The sequence below is a fragment of the Hymenobacter jejuensis genome (assembly GCF_006337165.1).
In the GTDB taxonomy this organism is placed as follows: Bacteria; Bacteroidota; Bacteroidia; order Cytophagales; family Hymenobacteraceae; genus Hymenobacter; species Hymenobacter jejuensis.
Genome location: NZ_CP040896.1, coordinates 857,181 through 878,037, shown reverse-complemented (window position 1 = coordinate 878,037; position 20,857 = coordinate 857,181). Strand labels below are relative to the sequence as shown.

At 55.7% G+C, this 20,857-nt stretch carries 16 protein-coding genes; 3 read left to right on the top strand and 13 right to left on the bottom strand.

Translation table 11 applies throughout. The features are described from left to right. The first annotated feature begins 239 nt into the window (after nt 1-239). The gene (locus tag FHG12_RS03395) at nt 240-521 is read left to right on the top strand and encodes a hypothetical protein (protein WP_139514286.1); all 282 of its coding nucleotides are present in this window, start codon (nt 240-242) and stop codon (nt 519-521) included. A gap of 175 nt (nt 522-696) precedes the next feature. On the opposite strand, the gene FHG12_RS03390 is transcribed toward FHG12_RS03395, so the two are convergent. The 3 genes from FHG12_RS03390 to FHG12_RS03380 all read right to left on the bottom strand — a co-directional run bounded on the left by FHG12_RS03390 (nt 697) and on the right by FHG12_RS03380 (nt 4,589). Continuing rightward, nucleotides 697-2,133, bottom strand: coding sequence for an amidohydrolase family protein (locus tag FHG12_RS03390; RefSeq protein WP_139514285.1), 1,437 nt, complete (start codon nt 2,131-2,133; stop codon nt 697-699). Between the two features lie 45 nt (nt 2,134-2,178). After that, nucleotides 2,179-2,925 (bottom strand): peptidylprolyl isomerase, encoded by a 747-nt coding sequence (locus tag FHG12_RS03385; protein WP_165699292.1) that lies wholly within the window; start codon nt 2,923-2,925, stop codon nt 2,179-2,181. A gap of 473 nt (nt 2,926-3,398) precedes the next feature. Further along, on the bottom strand, nt 3,399-4,589 hold the full coding sequence (locus FHG12_RS03380) for a zinc dependent phospholipase C family protein (RefSeq protein ID WP_165699291.1): 1,191 nt from the start codon (nt 4,587-4,589) through the stop codon (nt 3,399-3,401). 67 nt (nt 4,590-4,656) lie between these two features. On the opposite strand from FHG12_RS03380, the gene FHG12_RS03375 reads away from it, so the two are divergent. Further along, a complete protein-coding gene (locus FHG12_RS03375) occupies nt 4,657-5,691 on the top strand; it encodes a hypothetical protein (RefSeq protein WP_139514280.1) in 1,035 nt (344 codons plus the stop codon). A gap of 44 nt (nt 5,692-5,735) precedes the next feature. Here FHG12_RS03375 and FHG12_RS03370 read toward each other — a convergent pair whose 3' ends face one another. From FHG12_RS03370 to FHG12_RS03360, 3 genes are all read right to left on the bottom strand, one after another. Next, entirely contained in the window at nt 5,736-6,263 is a 528-nt protein-coding gene (locus FHG12_RS03370; RefSeq protein ID WP_139514278.1) for a CinA family protein, read from the bottom strand. 132 nt (nt 6,264-6,395) lie between these two features. Further along, nucleotides 6,396-7,721: an APC family permease gene (locus tag FHG12_RS03365; RefSeq protein WP_165699290.1), complete on the bottom strand. Its 1,326-nt coding sequence runs from the start codon at nt 7,719-7,721 to the stop codon at nt 6,396-6,398. A 126-nt stretch (nt 7,722-7,847) separates the two neighbouring features. Next, complete coding sequence (locus tag FHG12_RS03360; protein ID WP_139514276.1) at nt 7,848-9,140, bottom strand: metal-dependent hydrolase family protein; 1,293 nt, start codon at nt 9,138-9,140, stop codon at nt 7,848-7,850. 116 nt (nt 9,141-9,256) lie between these two features. Between FHG12_RS03360 and FHG12_RS03355 the strand changes: the two genes are divergently transcribed. Further along, nucleotides 9,257-9,511 (top strand): acyl-CoA-binding protein, encoded by a 255-nt coding sequence (locus FHG12_RS03355; RefSeq protein WP_139514275.1) that lies wholly within the window; start codon nt 9,257-9,259, stop codon nt 9,509-9,511. A gap of 87 nt (nt 9,512-9,598) precedes the next feature. On the opposite strand, the gene FHG12_RS03350 is transcribed toward FHG12_RS03355, so the two are convergent. The 7 genes from FHG12_RS03350 to FHG12_RS03320 all read right to left on the bottom strand — a co-directional run bounded on the left by FHG12_RS03350 (nt 9,599) and on the right by FHG12_RS03320 (nt 20,773). Beyond that, a complete protein-coding gene (locus FHG12_RS03350) occupies nt 9,599-9,820 on the bottom strand; it encodes a CDGSH iron-sulfur domain-containing protein (RefSeq protein ID WP_139514274.1) in 222 nt (73 codons plus the stop codon). Between the two features lie 48 nt (nt 9,821-9,868). Beyond that, entirely contained in the window at nt 9,869-10,363 is a 495-nt protein-coding gene (locus tag FHG12_RS03345) for a YybH family protein (protein WP_139514273.1), read from the bottom strand. A gap of 143 nt (nt 10,364-10,506) precedes the next feature. Beyond that, nucleotides 10,507-10,974, bottom strand: coding sequence for a hypothetical protein (locus tag FHG12_RS03340; RefSeq protein ID WP_139514272.1), 468 nt, complete (start codon nt 10,972-10,974; stop codon nt 10,507-10,509). Nucleotides 10,975-11,053: 79 nt separating this feature from the next. Further along, nucleotides 11,054-12,529 carry a SusD/RagB family nutrient-binding outer membrane lipoprotein gene (locus FHG12_RS03335; RefSeq protein ID WP_139514271.1) on the bottom strand — a complete coding sequence of 492 codons (1,476 nt, stop codon included), beginning with the start codon at nt 12,527-12,529 and terminating at the stop codon, nt 11,054-11,056. A 20-nt stretch (nt 12,530-12,549) separates the two neighbouring features. Then, the gene (locus FHG12_RS03330) at nt 12,550-15,696 is read right to left on the bottom strand and encodes a SusC/RagA family TonB-linked outer membrane protein (protein WP_139514270.1); all 3,147 of its coding nucleotides are present in this window, start codon (nt 15,694-15,696) and stop codon (nt 12,550-12,552) included. A gap of 375 nt (nt 15,697-16,071) precedes the next feature. Next, complete coding sequence (locus tag FHG12_RS03325) at nt 16,072-17,556, bottom strand: RagB/SusD family nutrient uptake outer membrane protein (RefSeq protein ID WP_139514269.1); 1,485 nt, start codon at nt 17,554-17,556, stop codon at nt 16,072-16,074. Nucleotides 17,557-17,569: 13 nt separating this feature from the next. Beyond that, nucleotides 17,570-20,773 carry a SusC/RagA family TonB-linked outer membrane protein gene (locus tag FHG12_RS03320; RefSeq protein WP_139514268.1) on the bottom strand — a complete coding sequence of 1,068 codons (3,204 nt, stop codon included), beginning with the start codon at nt 20,771-20,773 and terminating at the stop codon, nt 17,570-17,572. Nucleotides 20,774-20,857 lie beyond the last annotated feature (84 nt).

Sequence of the window (20,857 nt, the reverse complement as noted above, 5' to 3'; positions counted from 1 at the left end):
ACCTGGCGGCGCGATCCGTGCGTAAGTCGTTATTTGCGGTTTCTTCCTTAATCCCGCGTAGCATGTTTTCACTCCCCAATCTTTCGTCGGCACCAGAGATTTTGCTATTTAGTAATCTACTGATAATCAATTTATTATCTGGATGTAATCAACAAGCCAAAACCTCAAGCGAAAGCCAACCCGCTGCTGTAGCCCCGGTTGTGGCGGCTGCACCGCCCGACTCCAGCCACTTAAATCTTATGGCCGAGCCCAAAGTAAACGACCTGTACGTGGTTCGTTTTCAGCCCACCGGCTCTACCGATACGCGCTATTATTTCTATCGCCTTTACCGCGTCACGCCTGATAGCGCCTATTTTCACCCGGCCCGCCAGCCCGTGGCTACGCCCGATGCAATCGCAACCAGCCCCGATTTTTTCGCTCCCAAAAGCGTTCCCTACACCCGGCAAGAGCTACAGGAGCTAACCAAAGAACAGCCCGGCGACCAACAAAAAACAGTGTTGGTCAGTATTCGGCGCGAGTAAGCCGCTTCTGGAAGCTAGCTTCAGAACGTCATCCAACGCATTCTGCGACCTAAGCCAAAACCCACCCCGCGTCCGTCATCCAGAGCGTTCTGCTCGAAGCGCAGAATGCTCTGGATGACGGACTATATATAAGTATCTGTTAATTAAGTAGTTGTATTTAGGCTTGGCGGCGCTTCTAATTAAGCCCAACCTTGCCCTGCATCGACTCGAACAGTTTCGGGGAATCGAATCCGATGCCTTTCTTGAACACGATTTCCATGTTCCGGATTTGCTTGATGTCCTGTTCGGGGTCGCCGTTGATCAAGATCAAGTCCGCCGTTTTCCCTTCTTCGATAGTGCCGATTTCTTTTTCGCGGCCAAGATAAATGGCGCCGTTGAGCGTGCTGATCTTGATGGCTTGCACGGGCGTAAAGCCGCCCTCCACGAGCAACTCGATCTGGCGGCGGTTGGAGTAGCCCGCAATGGTGCGGCCCGCACCCGTCGGGTCGGTGCCCGACACGAGCAGCCCGCCCGCATCGTAAAACTGCTTTTCCCAGGCCAACTCTTTCTTAAACAAGGCCACGCTGGCCGAATCCTTCTGCTGGTTTTGCTGCCAGGTTTTGGTTTCGCGCTCCTGCACGGCTGGCACCAGCGCCGAAAGACCACCGCCTAACACCACTTCGCGGTTGGTATAGGGCTCAAAAACCGGCAGCGTGGAGGTAAGCGCCACTTTTTTGCTGATCAAAAACTGAATCAGGTTTTTCATTTCCGGGCTGTTGGCCGGCAGGTTTTGTAAGGATTTGCGCGCGGCCGGATAGTCGGCAATGTTTTCCTGCTTATTCGCCTGGAAATCAGAGCTGGCCATGAAGCCGTGCTCCAGATTGTCGATGCCGATTTCGGCCGCTTCGCGGTAGGTAAGCGAGCACAAATGCCCCGTAACCTTCAGGTTACGCTGGTGCGCTTCCTTCACCACAGCCGCCAAATCGGGCTTCGTGACGTGCATGTACATCTTGAAGGAAGTGCAGCCTTTGTCGGCCCAATAGGCCGTGGTACGCGTGGCGTCTTCGGGCCCTTTGATGGTGTTCAGGGCCGGAATATCCAGGGCCGGTTCTTCGATGTAGGGCGCGGTCACGTCCATGTCCGGCCCAATGAGCTTGCCTTCCCCGATCATGCGCTTGATGGCCAGATCAGTTTGGGGTTCGATGCTGCCGGCCGTCCGGATGGTGGTCGCGCCGCCGGCCAAATACAGCCTCGGGAACGAATACGGCATCTGGGCAATGTTGAAGTACGAGCCCATCGGCATGGTATAGTACAGGTGCTCGTGTAGCATCACCAACCCCGGAATTAGGGTTTTGCCAGCGCCATTTATGACTTCCGCGCCGGCGGGGATTTTTACTTTCTTCACGGGCCCAACTTGGGCAATGAGGCCGTCGCGGAGCAGCACAGTTTGGTGCAGCCGCGCGGGCTTGCCGGTGCCGTCGATGACCTTCACGTCGGTGAGCGCCACGCTGGCCGCCTTCACCTTGATGAACTCGCTCACCTGCGGCGTAACCTGCTGGGCAAAAGCTGGCGCGGCCAACGCGCAGAGCAACACGACCGCACCGGCCGACCAAGAAGAACGAGTAGTTATCATGCAGATTAGGAAGGCAAGATGGGTGTAAAAGGGAATGCAATACGACTACTTCACGACCTCAACCGTGACGGCAACGTCTTTCTTGGGCCACTTATAGGGATCGACGGGCTCGGCGGCTATTTTGTCGATAACCTCCAGACCGTCAATCACTTCCCCAAACACCGTATAGCGACCGTCGAGTGAAGGTACCCCGCCTACGGTAGCGTAGGTGTTGAGCTGTTCGGGGGTAAGTTTGCGGCCCGCCATCGCCTGCGCTTGATAAGGGGTGAGCTTTTCGCCCTGCACGAAATAATAATCGGTGGAGGCGGAGAGCTTGCCGGGGTTTTGCTCGTCGTCGTAGCGGGCCATGCCCAGCGCGCCGCGTTTGTGGAAGTGCTGCGGCCGAATTTCGGGCGGCAGCCGGTAGCGCCTGATCGGCATGGTGGTGTGGTCGGAGCGCCCAGCCTGCACTGCAAACCCCTTGACTACCCGGCTAAATACCGTTTCGTTGAGCAGGCCTTTGCGCGCCAGCAACAGAAAATTGGCTTTGTGAATGGGCGTATCGTCGTAGAGGCGCACGCGCATGTCGCCCAGGCGGGTATGCACGATCACTTCCGAGCCCGGGTGTTCTTTCAGGTACGGCGTAAGCAGCGAAACCACATTGCTGTCGGCTAGGCTGGTGAGTTCCGGACCGGGCACGGCCGGAGCAGCCGGCTTGGCATCGGGCGTTTCGGCAGCGGGCTTTTCAGGCTGACCGCAGGCCGTCAGAAGAGCCAAGGCGACCGCCAACGGCCACCCGCGATAAGCTGACAAATGGAGAAACCGGGTAGGCACAGGGTAGGGCATAGGCAAAGCAGCAAACCGGCACGCAGAAGTATGTCCCGTGGGGGGGTGGAGATGCGGCAAGATAAAAACAAAGGCTGCCATTCGTAAATAGCAGCCTTTATACGTAAGTATTTGACTATAAATGATTTATAGTTTGATGCCCTATTTCTTGGTAATGTCCGAGAACATCTGCGGGTCAAAATCATCGGCGCCAGGTGAGTTGAGTTGCTGCTCTTCTTCCAAATCGGGATACGGAACGCCCTCAAAGCCGCCTTGCACAAGTTCCAGCGGCTGGCCGTCTTCGGGGTGCGTACCGTTCCAGATGATGCCGGCTTGCTTGGATTGAATGAAACAAAAAAGAAGAGCCTACTCCGATTGCCGGAGCAGGCTCTTCTAACGGCCTGATAACGCTAGGGTTTGTGTAAATTATTGAAGATCAGCCATTAGCTTAACTGTAAGGGCTAGTTCCAACCGTCGTCGGTTTTGGCAGCTTTTACCTTAGTTTTCTGCTTGATACCATCGTCGGATTTGGCTTTTACTTTGGCCTTGGCAGGAGCTGCAACAGGGGCAGGCTGAGCAGCAGGCGCGGGCACAGCGACGGCTGGCTCGGGTTCGGTGGGCGCCGGAGCCATGTCCACGGCCGACTTAATCTCGTCGGGGCGCTCTACGGTTTTCTCTTTCTGCATGGCCAGCAACTGGTTTTGAGGGACTAGCTGGTTGTCTTTCCACAGCTTCAGTTCCGAAGCCAGCTTTTCCTTTTCCTCCTTGCTGGGCTTTTTCATCAACAGGTCGAGATCGGGGCTGCCGGCGTCTTTCCAAGCGGTCAGCCACATCGAAGCCACCATGGTGGGGGCCAGTTGCAGACGGTTCATGACCATGCCGCCTACTTTTTCGTGGTAGGCATCGGCGAAGGCGTCGGAATAGGCGCGGCGCGTTTTGCCGTACTTGTGGGAGTAAGTATACTTGGTTTCAGGCGTGTATTTGCGGCTCACTTCTTCCTCCATGTCGAAGGTGGCACCCAGGAAGCCATACGAGCGCTGCACCACCTGCCAGATGGCCGCCTGCGGATCTTTCAGGTAGCTGCCGGGCTTGGAGCGTAGCTTGTAATCGGCGATGTGGCGCTCCGGCAATTTGCTTTCCCAGAGGCTATGCAAACCGGCTTGGTTGCTGAGCTGGCCGTCGTAATTTTCGGTGGTGTGCAGCGGCACAAACGCATCCGAAACGTAGTGGCCCAAGTCGGCAGAAAGGGTGATGATGGCCACGGTGTCACGTTGGCGGAACGCTTCCGTCAGCTTTTCCTTTACTTCCGTTACCACCCACGGCACCGTCCCGTATTTACGCAGCGTATCGGCCGAGTATTTGGCCACGGCTTTGTCCCATTCCTTGGGCATGGCGCCAAACGGATCGGATCCGTAATGGTCCATGTCGATGAAGTGCTTTGGCGCTTCGGCGGGGTCGCTTTCGCGGCGTTCGTCGGGAGCCGTGATTTTTTTCACCAGCTCGCCCATGTGCCGGTAATAGAAGCCCTGCATGGAGCCGGGCAGCGAATACACGGCCAGCTGAGCGATGGTTTTGTGCGCAAAAAAGCCCCAGCCGGGCGAAAGCACTGGCAGGAGCAGCACGAGAGCAAGCGTAAAACTTAGTTTTTTCATTGAGTAGAAATGAGGCGTCACTGTGGGTGCGCGAATTTCGCGATTATTTGGCACTAGCTTTAGCTTCATGACCAGCATCTCCAAAAAGAAAATCAATTATTCCATCGGCGAGCGCCTGCGCAATTACCTGCACGCGTACGACCGCGAAACGAAGCTGCCGGTCACCTACAAAGACCTGTTGCGCATCAGCGGCGCCTACCCGCTCGTCGATAGCAAGGGCCGCGATACGCTCTGGGAAACTGTGTTTTACGAGCCCAGTACGCTCATGGAATTGTCCGACGGCTTGACGCAGGTGTATGCTTTGCTCAAAACCGACGGCGATTTGTCGTTTACGGTGCACCTGATCGCCGACCGCATCGACTATTGCCGCTTCGGCAACTCCAATCCGTTTCGGGTGCGCATCGTCAATCAGCTCAACGACAACTACGACTATTTTTACGTGAAGCGCGCCGACGCTTCGCGTGTATACGGACTGGAGCTAGAGCACCTGCTTTCGCCCAATAACATCAACTACTTGGTAAGCGGCGAAACGCTGATTGAGGAGCACATTGCGGGTATCCCCGGCGACGATTTTATCCGCGATCATTTGCAGCGGCCCCACCTCAACCAAGTGCGCATTGCCAAGGAGTTCGTCAAGTTCAACGAGCGCTGCTTTGCCCGCCTGCTCGGCGACATGCGCGCCTACAACTACATCATCAACGTCACGCCCGACTTCGAAGACGAGCAATACCGCGTGCGGGCCATCGACTTCGACCAGCAGAGCTACGAAGGCAAGAAAACGATGTATCTGCCGCAGTTTTTCAAAGACAACCGGGCCGTGGTGCTGCTGTGCAGCAAGCTGTTGAAGGCCGAAACCATTCGGCAGTACCAGACCGAGGAGCGTACGCTCATGGCCCGCCGCGCCCGCTCGGAGCGTTATCGCCTCAAGGATTTGATCGACTGCATGCGCGCCGACGACATTTCGCCCGCTGAGAAAACCGAGCAACTCAAAGCCGAGCTAAACGAGCACCACCACACGCAGGAATTCAACCGCTGCCGCTCGATGGGCGACGTAGTACGCCTAAATCTGCGGCTCATGCTGGCGCGCCCACGCCCCCAATAAACCTTAGATAATACATTGATTATCAAAGAATTATAAAATGAACCCTATTTTGCTTTCTGCATCAGCGTAGCTTGCTCGGGGCTGTCCTGATGGCGGCTCATCAACTCGCTGATCTTTAGATAGATGAACTCGGCGGCTTGCTGGCGCAGCTTTTCGCCGGTGCCTTTAAACACTTCGCGGTATTCGTGCGCGCGGCCCTGCCACAGAATGGTGATGAAAACGGTCCCGACGGGCTTTTCGGGCGTTTCGGAAGCGCCGGGGCCACACAGGCCGGTCACGGCCACGCACACATCGGCGTTGGGTAGTTGGCGTTGCAGGCCCTGCACCATTTCGTTGGTGGTCTGTTGGCTTTCGGCGGTGTAGTCTTCCAGCGTTTTCTTTTTTACGCCCAGCAGGCGCTGCTTCGCTTCGGCATTGTAGGTCACTACCGAGCCGAGCAAGACTTCGCTAACGCCTTCGGCTTCAGCAAGTTGGGTAGCAACTAAGCCGCAGGTGCAGCTTTCGGCTAGGGCCAGGGTGAGCTTGTGCTGGAGAAATTGCTTGACAAGAACGGAGAGGTCGGTGGGCTTCATACAGGAATGATTGGAATGGCACTGCCTTACGAAACTGTATGCAGGAAGTTAAAGTTGAGCTTAGCCGATATGACATTTTATATTGTTGAATGACTAGCATAACTAATTGATGAGCAATCAATTGTGTGAATATCATGCAGGGTTGGTTTTCCGCTTCATCAGTCGCCATATGGGGTAGCTGGCGGCTACCAAGCCAGCGGCCAGCAGTGTGTTGCCCGGTTCGGCTATGGCATTGCCAATCAGAAACAGCACCGAGCCCAACAGGACCAGCCACGTCGTAAACGGATGCCCCCAAGCCCGATACGGCCGCTCCAAGTTGGGTGCCGTGCGGCGCAGCACCAGCACGGCCGCAAAGCCTACCGTGTAGTAGCCCACAAATAAGATGCTCGTTACGGCTAGCAATTGGGCTGCCGTGCCCGTCGCGACCAACACCAACGTCAGGCCCAGAGCCACCAAAAGCGCGGCCCGCGGCGTACCGCGCGGATGCACGCGGGCTAGGGGAGAGGGTAGCAGCCGGTCGCGGCTCAGGGCAAACAGCACCCGCGTGGCCATCAGCAGCACCGAATTGAGCACGCCCAAGTGCCCCAGCACGGCCACCGCCAACATGACGCGCCGACCCCAAACACCAGCTAATCGAGCCGCTACTTCCGCCAAGGGTAGCTCAGCCGTCGTGAGTTGATGGAAAGGCAGTGCGTGCAACAGCACCGCATTGAGCAAAGCATATATCAGAATGATCAGCCCGACGCCGCCCAGCATGGAGCGCGGCACCTCGTGGGCGGGGTCGTGGTCTTCCTCGGCAAAATAAATGGCCGCGTACCAGCCGTCGTAGGCAAAAATGACCGACTGAAACGCCACCACCAGCGCGGCAGCTCCGGGCACAACGGTAGCGGTAGGGGCCGGAGCCGCGGGCAGCCACCAAGCAGCCGCCAGAATCACAAACAGCGCCAAGCCCATCAGCAGCGAAGTCAGCTCCTGCGCGCGGCTGGCTGCTTGCACGCCACGCCACTGGATGAGCCCCAGCACAGCCACCGACCCTATGCTCACCACGCGCTCGTGACCTGCCAACGCAGGCACCAGCGCGGCGGCATACGTGCTCATCATCAGGGCGACTAAGGCGCCGGTTACGCAGCTGCTCATCCAGTCGCCCCAACCCACTACTACGGCTACAAACTCGCCGAAAGCACGGTGGGCGTAGCCGTACCAGCCGCCGGCCTGGGGCAGCATTGCGCCGAGCTCGGCAATGGCATTGGCGCCGAGCAAGGCGTACAATCCGCCGGCCAGCCACACCAGCAGCACGCCGCCGGAAGCGCCTACAGCTTCGGCAAGCTCCCGCGGCGACCGGAGCACGCCGGTGCCCGTAGTGCCGCCCACCACCACAGCCAGCCCAAAGCCTACGCCCAGCAAGCGCAGCAGCCGGCTAGAGCGGCGAACTGGAGAAACAGCAGTGTTGTCAGACACGGAAAGATGAATGGTTATTTATCGACCCTTTTGAACCATTGTAGATGGGTAAATATGTGTGATTCAAGCACTTAATCTAATAGAAAGTATGCTGAGGCATCAGGCAAAACTCTTTTGCCTATAGATCTATTTAAACTGCACACCTTGCTTCATCACGAAGCTTACGTGCTGCATCACCTTGATGTCCTGGAGCGGATCGCCATCGACAGCAATGAGGTCGGCGAATTTTCCGGACTCGACGGTGCCCAGGTCTTTGCTTTGATCAAGTAAGTCGGCGGCGTTGACGGTGGCCGTGCGCAGGGCTTGCAGCGGCGGCATGCCGGCTTCTACCATGTATTGAAATTCGAGCCCGTTGACGCCGTGCCGCGACACGCCTGAATCCGTACCGAACGCAATCTTGACGCCCGCCTTATAGGCTTTTCCAAAGGTCGTCTGCAACATAGGCCCAATCGACAGCGCTTTCGGCACAACTGCCGCCGGAAAGTACCCCGCGATTTTGGCCGAATCGGCCACCGACTTGCCGGCAATAATCGTGGGCACGTAGTAAGTGCCCATTTTCTTGGCCAGCTTCATGCCTTCGTCGTCCATGAGCGTGCCGTGCTCGATGCTGTTCACGCCGGCCCGAATGGCCCGCTTAATGCCCTCGGCGCCGTGGGCATGGCAAGCCACGCGCAGGCCCAGGTCGTGAGCGGTTTGCACCACCGCCCGAATCTCTGCTTCGCTGTACTGCGGTCCGCTGCCGTCTTTCGACAGGTCGAGCACGCCGCCCGTGGAGGCAATCTTGATGACATCGGCGCCGCGTTTAAACTGCTCGCGTACGGCTTGTTGGCACTGGTCGGGGCCGTTGGCAACGCCGGTGGCCGGCGAAACGGGCATCTTGTCGATTAGCTCATTCGAAAGCCCCACGGTTCCGTCCATGTGGCCGCCGGTGGCCGAAATAGCCGTAGCCGCCGTGAAAATGCGCGGCCCAACTGCCTGTCCGCGGTTGATGGCATTGCGCAACGACACATTAACGCCGGAGCCACCCATATCGCGTACCGTCGTGAAGCCCGCAAACAGGGTTTTCTGGGCGTCGCCCAAAGCTCGGTAGGCAATATCGGCGGGGTTCAGAATGAAGCCTTCCACGAAGCTGCTCTTGCTCGGGTGCGACTCGACGTGTACGTGGCAGTCGATGAGGCCTGGCAGTACCGTCTTGGTTTTCAGATCGATAACCTTGTCGCTGGCGCCGCCCGCCTGAAAGCCCGGCTGTACGGCTACCACGCGGCCTTTTTCGATGACCACCGTCATCTCCGACTGCGCCCGGTCGGAGCGCATGTCGAGCAGGCGGCCGCACTGCACGTAGGTTTTCTGGGCGTAGGCACTCGAAAGGCCCAAGCAAGCACTGCCGGCCAAGGCAACAAGCGAAGTAGAAAGGCGCATGGGAACGGGAAAAGTGAAAGAGTAGGAAAAAGGATGCATGCAGCATAATCTGGGCAGATTACCTAACTTGCTCGACCCTATACTAGTCCATTCTTTTCCTCCAACCTAATCTTGCCATGGCAACGCACGAAGAATTTGAAGCCGCCGCCCAGCGCGCCCAACAACTCCCCACCAAGCCCTCCAACACGGTGCTTTTGCAACTTTATGCGCTCTACAAGCAAGCCACCGAAGGCGACGTGCAAGGCGACCGCCCCGGCGGCTTCGATTTCAAGGGCATCGCCAAATACGATGCTTGGTCCAGCCTCAACGGCAAAAGCAAGGACGCCGCCCGCCAGGAGTACGTGGAGCTTGTAAACTCGCTTTTTGTATAAGTATCTGATAATAAAGTAGTTAACACAAAGGGCTCGTGCGAAAGCACGAGCCCTTTGTGTTGGGTAAAATGGTAAGTACCTATCCTACTACACCTTAGGGGCAGGCAGGTCGAAAGCTTTGGCATCGTGTTCGAAATGGCCTTTGTGCGAGCCGTCGCAGAAGGGCTTGTTGGCCGACAAGCCGCAGCGGCAGATGCTCACGCGCTCGCGGCCGGCCAGGCCGTAGTTCTGGCCTTGGGCATCCACGATTTCGAATTCGCCCTCTACGCGCAGAGAGCCGTTGCTGAGGACGGTGATTTTGGTTGGCATGGGAAAAGAAGTTGGTGAGAAAATGAGGTTAGGTAAGTACTTGATTATCTATTCTTTGCAATGGCCGCCGCCGCAAGTAAGCGGGGTAAAGATGCCGGACAGAATAGCCCAGCGGTTGTTTTCGTATTTCCACATCAGCCAGTACTTGCCGGTGATGCGAGTTTTGGACTGGTCCTGCGTGTTGGTCCACGACTCGTTCCATTCGCCAGTTTCGTAGGCAACCTGCCATTGATCGTCGATTTCGGTGAACTGCGTGCGGTTCATCCAGGCGATGTCGGGGCGCAGCCGGAAGAGAGCCTGGAAGTTGCGCATGTTTTCGGCCGCACCCACGCGGCTGCCGTTGGCGTTGGAGAGCGTAACCTGGGCCGAAAACAACCCCGCCAGCGCCGTGGTGTCGCGGCTGTTGAAGGCCTTGTTCCAAGTTTCACTGCGCGCCTTAAGTAGCTCCAAGTGCTTTTGCTTGGAAATCTGGCCGTAGCTCAGGTGGCTAAGGCTACACAGCACAGCAATGAGTAAGAGAAGAGCAGAGTAGTTTTTGATCATTGCAACGGAGAAAGCAAGGGCTGAAAACCGGAAGGTAATGTAAATCACCAGGCCCGTCAAAGGTAAGGAGCGACCAACTGCCACCGCCAACAAAAAACCCCAACCAAGTGGTCGGGGTTTTTTGTTGGCGGTGCGCAGGGCGGTTACTGCGTGAGCACGGCCGTAAATACGCGTTGCTCAGTGGTGCCATCAGGCAGCACCGCTTTCACAAACAACGGATAGGAGTTGTTGGCACGGCTGCCGGTACCGGTGCCCGCAGCGCCGGTAGAAGGCGCGCCTACTATGGCGCCATCGGCGGTGTTACGCAATGCGCTGGCCGGCACACTCAAGGTTGCGGTCCCGTTAGAAACGGTCAGCGTACCCAAATCTTTCGACTTAGAAGGCGAGTACGTGCTGGTAACCTGCACGCCAGTAGCCGTAGCCAAACCGCTGATTTTGAGCGTTAAAGTGGCGTCTTTTTTATAGTCACCGGTGATTTTCTCGATGTTGTCATCGAATGTAATGCTAGTCTTCGGGATGATCATGTCATCCAAAACGCCATCCTTCTTGCAACTGCCTAAAAACAAGGCAGTTACTAGAAGCAAGAAAAAGGTATGAACGTATTTTTTCATGTGAAATCAAGTTGAAAATAGTCAAGGGAAAGCAAGCAAAGCCAACCGTGCGCGCTACTTGCCCACGCACGGCTTACTGCTAGAGGCCTGGATCCCAGAAAACGGAAGCGGTCGTCAGGTCTGTGCGGGCGGGCGTGTTTTCCCGGTTGGCCACGCGCTCCAAGTCGGAGTAGGGCAGAATGCGTGGGATCTGCTTCAGCACCCCGTTGGAAACAGGCGTCAGGGCTGGGTAGCCCGTGCGGCGCCAGTCCGACCAAGGCTCTACTGCCACGCCGTAGTTGGCCACGTACTTCTCTTCGATGATCGTGCGAAGCGACTGAGCCGACAATGCCGTCAGCGGTGTCAGCTTACCCAAATAAGCCGTGATATCGGTAGCGGCTACCCCTGCCATTTGCATGGAGGCCGTAACGCCAGCGTTGAGCTTGGCTTGGGCATTGACTACGTCGCCGGTGCGCAGGTAATACTCGGCCAGAATGAAGTTGTATTCGGCAAACGTGAGCATCCGGATCGGGGCATCCCCGGTGTAGTCCTGTACACCGGTGCCGGTCCGGGCGCCGCGTAGGAAAGTATTGATGCGCGAAAAGTTAGTCGACAGGTTCACGCCTGTGCCGTTCGCTACCCCGCGATACCCCGTAAACGAACCATCGGTAGCCGTATAGACCGTGAAATAAGAAGGCCGGCGTGGGTCGGTTTTGGCATTCATCAACTCCACCAGCGTAGCGCTGGGGAAGAAGTTGTTCAGACGGCTCGTTTCAAACTGGTTGATCGGATTGGTCTTGCCCGCTACGGCGTCAAAAGTGAGTTGGAAGTTGTCCGTGTTGTCCTGCATGAACGTGGCCGGCCCCTTGGCTAGCAACGTAGCAAAGCCCGGATTGACCGTAGCACTCAGCTTATTGGAGTAGTGCAGGTACAGGCGCAGCTTCAGCGTGTTGCCAAACTTCTTCCATTTGGCCAAAGCACCCCCATAAATCAAATCGTCGGTGGTTGGCGTGAGCGCCGAAGCTTTGTCCAAATCAGCGATGCCATCGTCGATGAGCGGGATGAGCTTGGTGTACACGTCAGCCGACTTATCGTAGACCGGCTTCACGTTTTCCCCAAACTTCAGGGCGTCTGTGAAAGGAATGTCGCCAAAAGCATCCGTCGTGACGGAGAAAGTATAAGCCTGCATGAGCTTGGCAATGCCCGAGTAAGCGGGGCTGGTGCCAGTGGTTTGCTCGTTGAGCTTCTGCATGTCGGCCAAGGCGCCCCCGTAAATGTTGGAGCGCCACAGGTTGTTAACGTCCGTAGCCGAGATGTTGTACGTGTCGTAGTTAACGGTTTGGACAGAGGCGCCACCTTGCCCAGCGTTCTGCTGAACGAACAGGGAAGTGTAGCGGTGAATGTCCGATCCCATCAGAAAACCCATTTGCGTTTGGGCCGAAACCAAGACATTGCTTGCGGGAGCTACGAGAACGGCATTCGGACTCGCATTGACATCGAGGAAATCATTGCATGAGCTAAGAAAGCCCAAAGCAGCCGATAGCGCGATATATTTAGTAAAGCGAAGAAATTGCATGTTGTTGAGATAAGATGCCGTTAGAAGGTAAGCCGGATGGAGCCGCCGAAAGTACGGGCTTGTGGCAACGCGTTGAATTCTAAGCCTTGCGAGTTGCTCACGCCTTGGGCGTTTACCTCAGGGTCGATGTGCGGCACGTTGGGGGCGTACAAGAACACATTGCGGGCATTAAGGCCTAGTTCTACCGTGCCAAGGAAAGTCTTGTCCGTCAATGACTTGGGCAATGAGTACGTGAGGGCAACCTCGCGCAGACGAATCCAAGAAGCATCGAAGATGATGAATTCGGCTACGCCCGAACCGTACAGATCCGTGAAGTAGTCTTCGGCAGTGATCTGGGTGGTGTTAGGCGAATAGGTGCCGTCGCTGTTGGCCACTACACCTTTGTGGATGTAAGTGCGGCCGCGCTCCTGCGTTTCTTTGGCTGCGCCCGAGCGACGCAAATCGGTGATGTTACGGCCATAAATATCGCCGCCGTAACGCACGTCGATTAACGTATTGAGGCTCAGGCCTTTCCAAGAGAATGTGTTGGTGAAGCCACCCGTCCACTGCGGGTTAGGGTTACCCACTACTTGGTTGTCAAGCTGAGGCGTTGGGCGGCCCGTAGCGCTGAGCAACAGTTCGCCGTTGGGAGCGTGTTGGAATACGCTACCGAAAATAACGCCGTAAGGCTGGCCTGCAATCAGACGCGTGCTGGGCGTAACGAAACCACCCAAGGTGATTTGCTCTACACCAGGAGCCAGCGATTTGACTTTGGTTTCGATGTGCGTCCAGTTGATGGAGTTGCTGTAGGTGAAGCCACCAACCTTAATGGGCGTGGAGGTCAGCAACACTTCGATGCCTTTGGCTTCTGATTTGCCGATGTTCTGATACTGGTTTGTGAAGCCCGAAGCAGCAGCAACCGGTACCGCAAAGATGATGTCGGTACTTACTTGGTTGTAGGCCGTTGCCTCCAAGCCCAAGCGGCCCTTAAAGAAGCTCAGGTCAATACCAGCTTCATAGCTTGTCGTGAACTCTGGTCCTAAAGTGGAGTTGCCGGCTGCATCATCATACGTCTGACCCGACAAACCGCGGAAAGGGTAGCTTACAGCCGGACCGAAGCCGTCGGAAGGACCCGTAGCCGTGAAGTAAGAATCGGTGAGGTAAGTATCAGCTTCACGACCTACTTTGGCGGCGGCACCCCGGATGGTACCCGACGAGAAAATCGCGTTGTCCTTCAACGAAGGAATAAGCTCGGTGAAGATAATGCTGGCCGAAGCGCCTGGGTAGAAGTAGGACCGGTTTTCCTTGCTGAAAGTAGAAGACCAGTCGTTGCGACCACGCAGAGTCAGGAACGCGATTTTGCGGTAGTCAAAACCTGCTTCGCCAAACACTCCAATCAGGCGGCGCTGCGTCTGGGTGCCGTAAGGAGTGTAGTTCAGGGTGTTGCGGATGTTGTCGTAGCCGCGAACCTGAATGTTGTTGCCTACGACGCCGATGTCGGTGGTGCGGCGCTGGTTGATCTCGTTGCCCAAGAGCACCCGAACCCCGAAGTTCTCGTTGATGTCGTGGTGGGCATTCAGCAACAAGTACGAGCTAAGCTCACGACGCGTGTAGCTTTCGTCTTCGATGGCACCCACGCCACCCACGGCAGAGCCGCCTTTGCTATCACGTGCGTTGATGCGCTTGAAGGTTTGGGAATAAGTATCCGTACCCAGTTTGTAGTCAAGCGAAAGCCAATCCGTGAAATCGTACCCCACGCTCACGTTGCCCACGATGCGGTTTAGTTCGTCGTGGTAGCGGTTGTTTTTGATGGTCCACAAGGGGTTGTCATCGGTGCTGTACCACGTGTTGTTGGACGACAGGCGGCCGTTGGTAGCCGTTACGTCGCCGGGTACCTGTTGGCCACCGTTAGGCAGCTCGAAAGGGTAGCGGTTGATGTCGTAAGAGCGGGGCAGAAACCACGTGCGGAAGAATGGGTTAGCCAACTGGTTGCCCTGCTGCGTCCGCGACGAAACGTTGTTAGTGAAAATTGCGCTGATGCCGGTCCGTAGTTTCTTGGTCAGGTTAGCGCTGCCGTTGAAAGTGACCGTGTTACGCTTCAGGTCGTTGTTGTCCAGGATGCCTACTTCGTGCAAGTTGCCGTAAGAAGCGTAGTAGCGCGTGCGCTCAGTAGCACCAGAAAGCGAAACGTTGTTCTGGAAGTTAGAGCCCGTCTTAAACAGATCCTTTACGTTGTCTGGGTTGATGCTCAACTGCTCCTGCTCGCCGCGGAAGTTCGTAACGGTTTGACCGGTTACTGCGGGTCCCCATGAGAGGTTGCTAAGCGGGTTGAAAACGCCCCGGCTGCCCTGTCCATAGGTATTCTGGTAATCGGGCAGGCGACCTACTTTTACAATGTTGTAATTCGACAGAAAGGTAACTGTCTGTTTCTTAGAGCCTTGTGCGGCGCCTTTCTTGGTCGTGATAACCACTGCACCAGCAGCAGCACGCGAACCATACAGAACGGCAGCAGCGGGGCCTTTCAAGATAGACACCGATTCGATATCGTCTTGGTTGATGTCGATGGCACGGTTGGAGTTAGAAACGCCAGCCTGGAGTGAGTTGCCACCGCCGCCGTTGTCAATCGGAATACCGTCTACTACAAACAAAGGCTGGTTGCTGCCCGTGAATGTCGTCTGGCCACGAATGAAGATGTTGGCCGAAGAGCCCACCATGCCGTTAGCGCCTTGTACGCGTACGCCGGCTACTTTACCCGCCAACGAGCTTACTACGTTGGTCTGACGTGCCTGCGTCAATTCCTCGTTTTTGATCTCCGAGACCGAATAGCCCAGCGATTTGCGTTGTTGCTCAACTCCAAACGCTGTTACGACGACTTCGCTCAGCTGCTTGGTGTCTTCAGTCAGCCGGATGTTAATTTTAGAGTCGTTGCCGATGGGGCGCTCGGTGGCCAAATAGCCTACGGAGCTAATAACCAGTGTGCCCCCGGTGGCCGGTACGCTCAGTGTGAAGGTGCCATCGGCATTGGTTGATACACCTTGGTTGGTGCCTTTCAGAATGACGGTGGCACCAGGAAGTCCGTTGCCAGACGTTTGATCCGTTACCTGACCTGAAATACTTCGGTTTTGGGCTACTGCCTGCTGCAACAGGGCGAGCGAAAACAGAAGCACCATGAGTAGTAATTTTCTCATGCGAACTAGTGTTTAAATGAAAAGATGAAGAATGAGTGAAAATCGCTTCCGCAATCAAGCTAGAATATCTATAAAAGCAAGACTCACAGAAAAATACTTTGTGAAGATAAAATTGGAAATAATTTGGCGAATCAATTAAAAATATCAAAAAACTAAGTAATTGATTGCACTTTTCTTGTAAATAGAACGCTAACTCACTCTTCTTAGCTTTGGCTATAATGGGTTTAATTATATTGTCAGCCCCAATTTGAAAGGTAACCCCAATATCATGGTGGCCTTTAAGAGTGGTCCTTGGCTCACAAAAATGATAGTCCCACAAAAAAAGGCTACCCTTCGGTCAGGGTAGCCTTTTTTACTTGGTTGGGGCTGCTTAGATCAGTTGCGCACTACCAGCGAATTGGTAGCAATTTCGGTAGCCGGGATTGGCCACACATACAACGTATTGGTTGGCGCAATAGCACCTACCGAACCTTTGCCCGGAATGGTAGCGTTAAGGCGCATCAAGTCGTTGTTGCGAATGCCTTCGCCTAGGAACTCGATGCGTCTTTCCAGCAGAATGGCATTAACAGCGGCATCCGTAGCAGCAAAAGCAGGGTAGATGCCGGCTGGATTGGAGCGACCCCGCACGGCATTGAGCAGAGCGAGCGCCTGCGGGTCGGCGGCACCAGCCGTGCGGAAGCGGGCTTCGGCAAGGTTCAATAGTACTTCCGCATACCGAATCACGGGGGCTTTGTCCGTATAGGGCGTGCCTGTGGGGTATTTGTTCAGGAAGAACTCCGTACCCGACTTAGTTACGAGGCTGGTGCGGCGAACGTCGGTAGCCGCAAATCCAGCGTTGGCCAGAATACCGTTGGGGTTCAGGCTATACTCGCCGTTGCCGATAGGGGCCGGTGCGAAATAATAAGCCAACTGGTTCTGCGTACCGGGGGCGTTCTGAGCTGTGAAGGGGAAAGAAAGAATGCTTTCCGTCGTCTCCTGAGGCGCTGCAAAGACGGTTGCAATAGAAGCGTTCAACGCATTCGGTACACCAGTAGCCGCCGCGAAAGGAGCAGCCGTCGGTACGATTTTGTTGGCTTCCTTGATTACGTCGGCATAGCGACCCATCGACAAATAAACTCGCGTTTTCAATGCGATGGCCGTGTTGCGGTGTGCCCGCGTCACGTTCAGCGGGGCGCTGCCGTTCGTCAGAGGCAGGTTTGTTTCGGCATAGTCCAAATCGGCCAAGATTTGGGTATACACCTCGGCTACCGTACTCCGGGCCAACTCGTTGCCAGTTGCGTTGGTTTCGGCCTGCAAGCGTAGGGGCAAACCAGGCTTGCTGCCATTTCCATCGGCGTAAGGACGAGCATAAAACTGCAGCAGCGAGTAGTAGCTCAGGGCGCGCAGCAACCGGGCTTCGGCCTTGTAGTTAACTGCCGTGGTAGTGGCGAAATCTGCTTTGAAGGTAGGCGCAACGTACTTAGCTGCGTTGGCATCCAGCCCCGCCAAGAACACGTTGATCTGGTTGATGGCGCCGTAAGCGGCCGTCCAGAGGTTAATCACGTCATTCTGAGACGTTTCTGTAATCGTGTGGTTCCAGACGCTCAGCCCCGTAACGGCGTTGGACGTACGGTTGATGAAGTCATCGGCCCGGATGTCGCCGTAGATCTGGTATCGGCCGCCTAGGAAGTTGCCGACTTTGACAAAGCTATATAAACCATTGACTTGCAACTCGATACGAGCTGGAGTGTCGAATACAACTTGGTCGGAAAAAAGGGTTTTAGGAACCGGATCTAGTAAGTCTTTCTGGCAGGAGAAGGTGCCCAGCGCCAACAGCGTGGTGCATACCGCCACCTTCACTTTTTGCTTTACAATATTCATCAGAATGCTGTTTTTAGAAACCAATGTTTAAACCTACCGTGTACGTTCTGGCCTGTCCAACCGAGTTGCGGTCGACGCCTGCACCGGTATTATTGGAGCCGTTGGTAGAGATTTCCGGGTCGATGCCCGAGTACTTCGTCAGCAGCGCAGCGTTCTGCACCTGACCATAAATCCGGGCGCTGGCTACGCCAAGCTTGCCCAGTACAGTTGGGTTGAGCGAGTACCCCAGCGACACCTGACGCAGACGAGCGAAGTCGCCTTTTTCAACGTTCGACGACATCACGAGGGCCGAGCCGTTCGAAACGTTGTCGCCGTACACCACGCGGGGCCAATCTGCTTTTTGGCCTTCCGTGGTCCAACGGTTGAGGATATCAACTTCGTTGTTCCAGAAACGCTGGTCGTGCAGGCCCGACTTGGTGCCGTTGTAGATGTAGTTGCCACCCGAAAACTGGATGAAAACACCCAGGTCGAAGCTGTGATAACGGAACGTGTTGTCGAAACCACCATACCACTTCGGCAAGGTTGGGCCGTAGTACACACCGTCCGTGAGCTGGTTCGGAGCCGTAGCAGCTTTGCCGTCCAAGGTCGTCCAGCCGGTACCCAAGTGGTCGTACTGCACTACGGTGCCGTCAGCTTTTTGCAGCATGCGGCGACCGTTGGCAGGGTTCACACCCAATGAAGGGATCGCCAAGATTTCGCCTACTGAGTGGCCAACTTCGGTGAAGTTTACCGTCTCCAGGCCCGACGTAGCCGTGCCAATGCGCTGTCCTGGGGTAGCCAATGCCAACACCCGGTTTTTCAGCGTGGTGAAGTTGCCGTTCATCGTCCAGGTGAAGTTCGTTTTCTGAATGGCGTTAAAGCGCAGGTTCAGTTCAATGCCCGTGTTGCGCATCGATCCAACGTTGCCCAAAATAACGTTGGCGTTGGTGAAGTCGCCGGGAGCGCCGCCGCCAGGAATGCCTTTCGAAGGCGCTTGCGGTACACTCAGGATCAGGCCATCGACGAGGTTGCGGTAGTACGAGAAGTCACCCTGAATCCGATCTTCGAGCAGGCCGAATGCCATACCAACGTCGGTTTTCTTACTGGTTTCCCAAGTCAGGGCTTTGTTGCCGGCGCCGCTGAAATACAGCGAAGCAGCGCCGCCGTACAAGCTGGAAGAATAAGTTTGCAGCGAAGCAAAGTCGTCGATGCCTTGGCTGTTGCCTACTTCACCGTAGCTGCCCGTGAATTTCAGGAAGTTGATAGCGGTTGCGAAAGGCGCGTTTTTCCAGAAGTTTTCTTCCGAAACGATGTAGCCCACCGAAGCGCCGTAGAAGTTACCCCATTTCTTGGCCCAGGCCGAATAGCCATCGCGACGAACGTTGACCGAAGCAAGGTATTTCTTGCCGAAGTCGTAGTTCAAACGGCCGAAGTACGAAAGCAAGTAGTTCTCGCCCTGGAAGTTACCGGCAACCGCGATGTTGGTGAAGTTGCCCTGGAACGTATTAAAGAAAATGTCGGCCACCGACGTGCGGTTGGCGCCCCACCGATCGACAACGGTGCGCTGCTGCTCGTTACCCAGCAACAACGAGATGTTGTGCTTGTCGGCAATGGTACGGTCGTATTGCAACGTGTTCTGCCAGTTCCAACGCTTGTTGGTGCGGTAGTAGTTAAGTGCTTGACCGCCAGATGAATAGCCATCGCCGGCAATAGAGGTGTAGAACGCGCGGTCTTCAAACGAAATGTTGTTGATACCGTAGCTCGTGCGGGCATTCAGGCCTTTGATGATTTCCCAGTTGGCATACACGCTGCCCTGGATCTCGTTGCCATCCGACTTGAAGTAGTTGTTCTCCAGATCCACAACGGGGTTGTAGTAGCCAGGGAGCAGGGGTGCGCCGGTCGCCGACGAAGGGTTGGTGTTGGCACCTGGGCCAATGCCCGCGCCGCTGGTGTTGTAGCTGCCGTCGGGGTTGAAAGCGGGTACGTTAGGAGGCAAAACCAAAGGCAGACGGCCCAAGCCAGCTGTTCCGAAGGCGCCATCGGCTACCGAGCCCGAGTTGGGCGAGGAGTTTTGGGTGTTGGAGTAGCCAATGCGTGCGCCAACGGTGAAGTTGTTGTAGACTTTGTGGTCTACGTTTACGCGGGCAGAGGTGCGCTTAAACTCGTTTTTCTCCAACATACCCTTCTGGGTAGTGTAGCCAACTGAAGCGTAAAAGGAGGTTTTCTCGGTACCGCCAGAGAAGTTCACGGTATTGGCGTTCGAGAAACCGGTGCGATAGATGTAATCGTACCAGCGCGTATTAACGGGGTTGCCGTTGCCATCCAGCGTTGGCTTGAAGCCTTCCACGTTGGTTGCGGCCTGGCCGAGTGCTGCACGGTTGGCGTTCAGGTTGCGAACGGCTTCGTTCTTGATGCTGATGTATTGTTCGGCATTGAGCATATCATACAAGCGTACGGGCTTGGACCAGCCAGCCCACGAATCGAGGGAGATGTGGCTTTGGCCTTTCTTGCCTTTTTTGGTAGTTACCAGAATAACGCCACCGGCGGCCCGCGAGCCATAAATGGCGCTGGCCGAAGCATCTTTCAGCACTTCCATGCTTTCGATGTCGTTGGGGTTCAGGTTACTAAGGGGGTTGTTGGGTACGCTGCCTACTGCGGAGCTGTTGCCGCTGAAAGCCGGGATACCGTCAATAACGATCAGGGGAGCGGAACTCAGGTTAATCGAGTTCACACCCCGGATGCGAATAACCGGCGGGTTGTTCAATACCCCGTTAGGAGTCGTGATGTTAACGCCCGTTGCCCGGCCCTGTAGGGCTTGGTCAAAGCTTTGTACTGGGGCAGTGGCAATTTCCTTACCGCTGATGGAAGCCACCGAACCCGTCAGATCACGGCGGGCCTGCGTACCATAGCCCACTACTACTACTTCGTTGAGCTGCTTGGTGTCCTCGGCCAACCGTACATTAATCGTGTTATCAGTGCCAAGCGTACGTTCGGCAGCCAGATAGCCTACCGAACTAATTACGATGGTGCCCCCGGCTTCGGGCACGCTGAGCGTGAAGGTGCCGTCGGCATTGGTCGATACACCCTGGTTGGTGCCTTTCAGAATGACGGTGGCTCCTGGCAGACCACTTCCGGAAGTCTGATCCGTTACTTTACCTGAAATACTTCGGTTTTGGGCTACTGCCTGCTGCAACAGGGCGAGCGAAAACAGAAGCACCATGAGTAGTAATTTTCTCATGTGAACTAGTGTTTAAGTGAAAAGATAAGGGATGAGTGAAAATCGAAGCTACAATGAAGCTCTAGAATAGCTATAAAAGCAAGA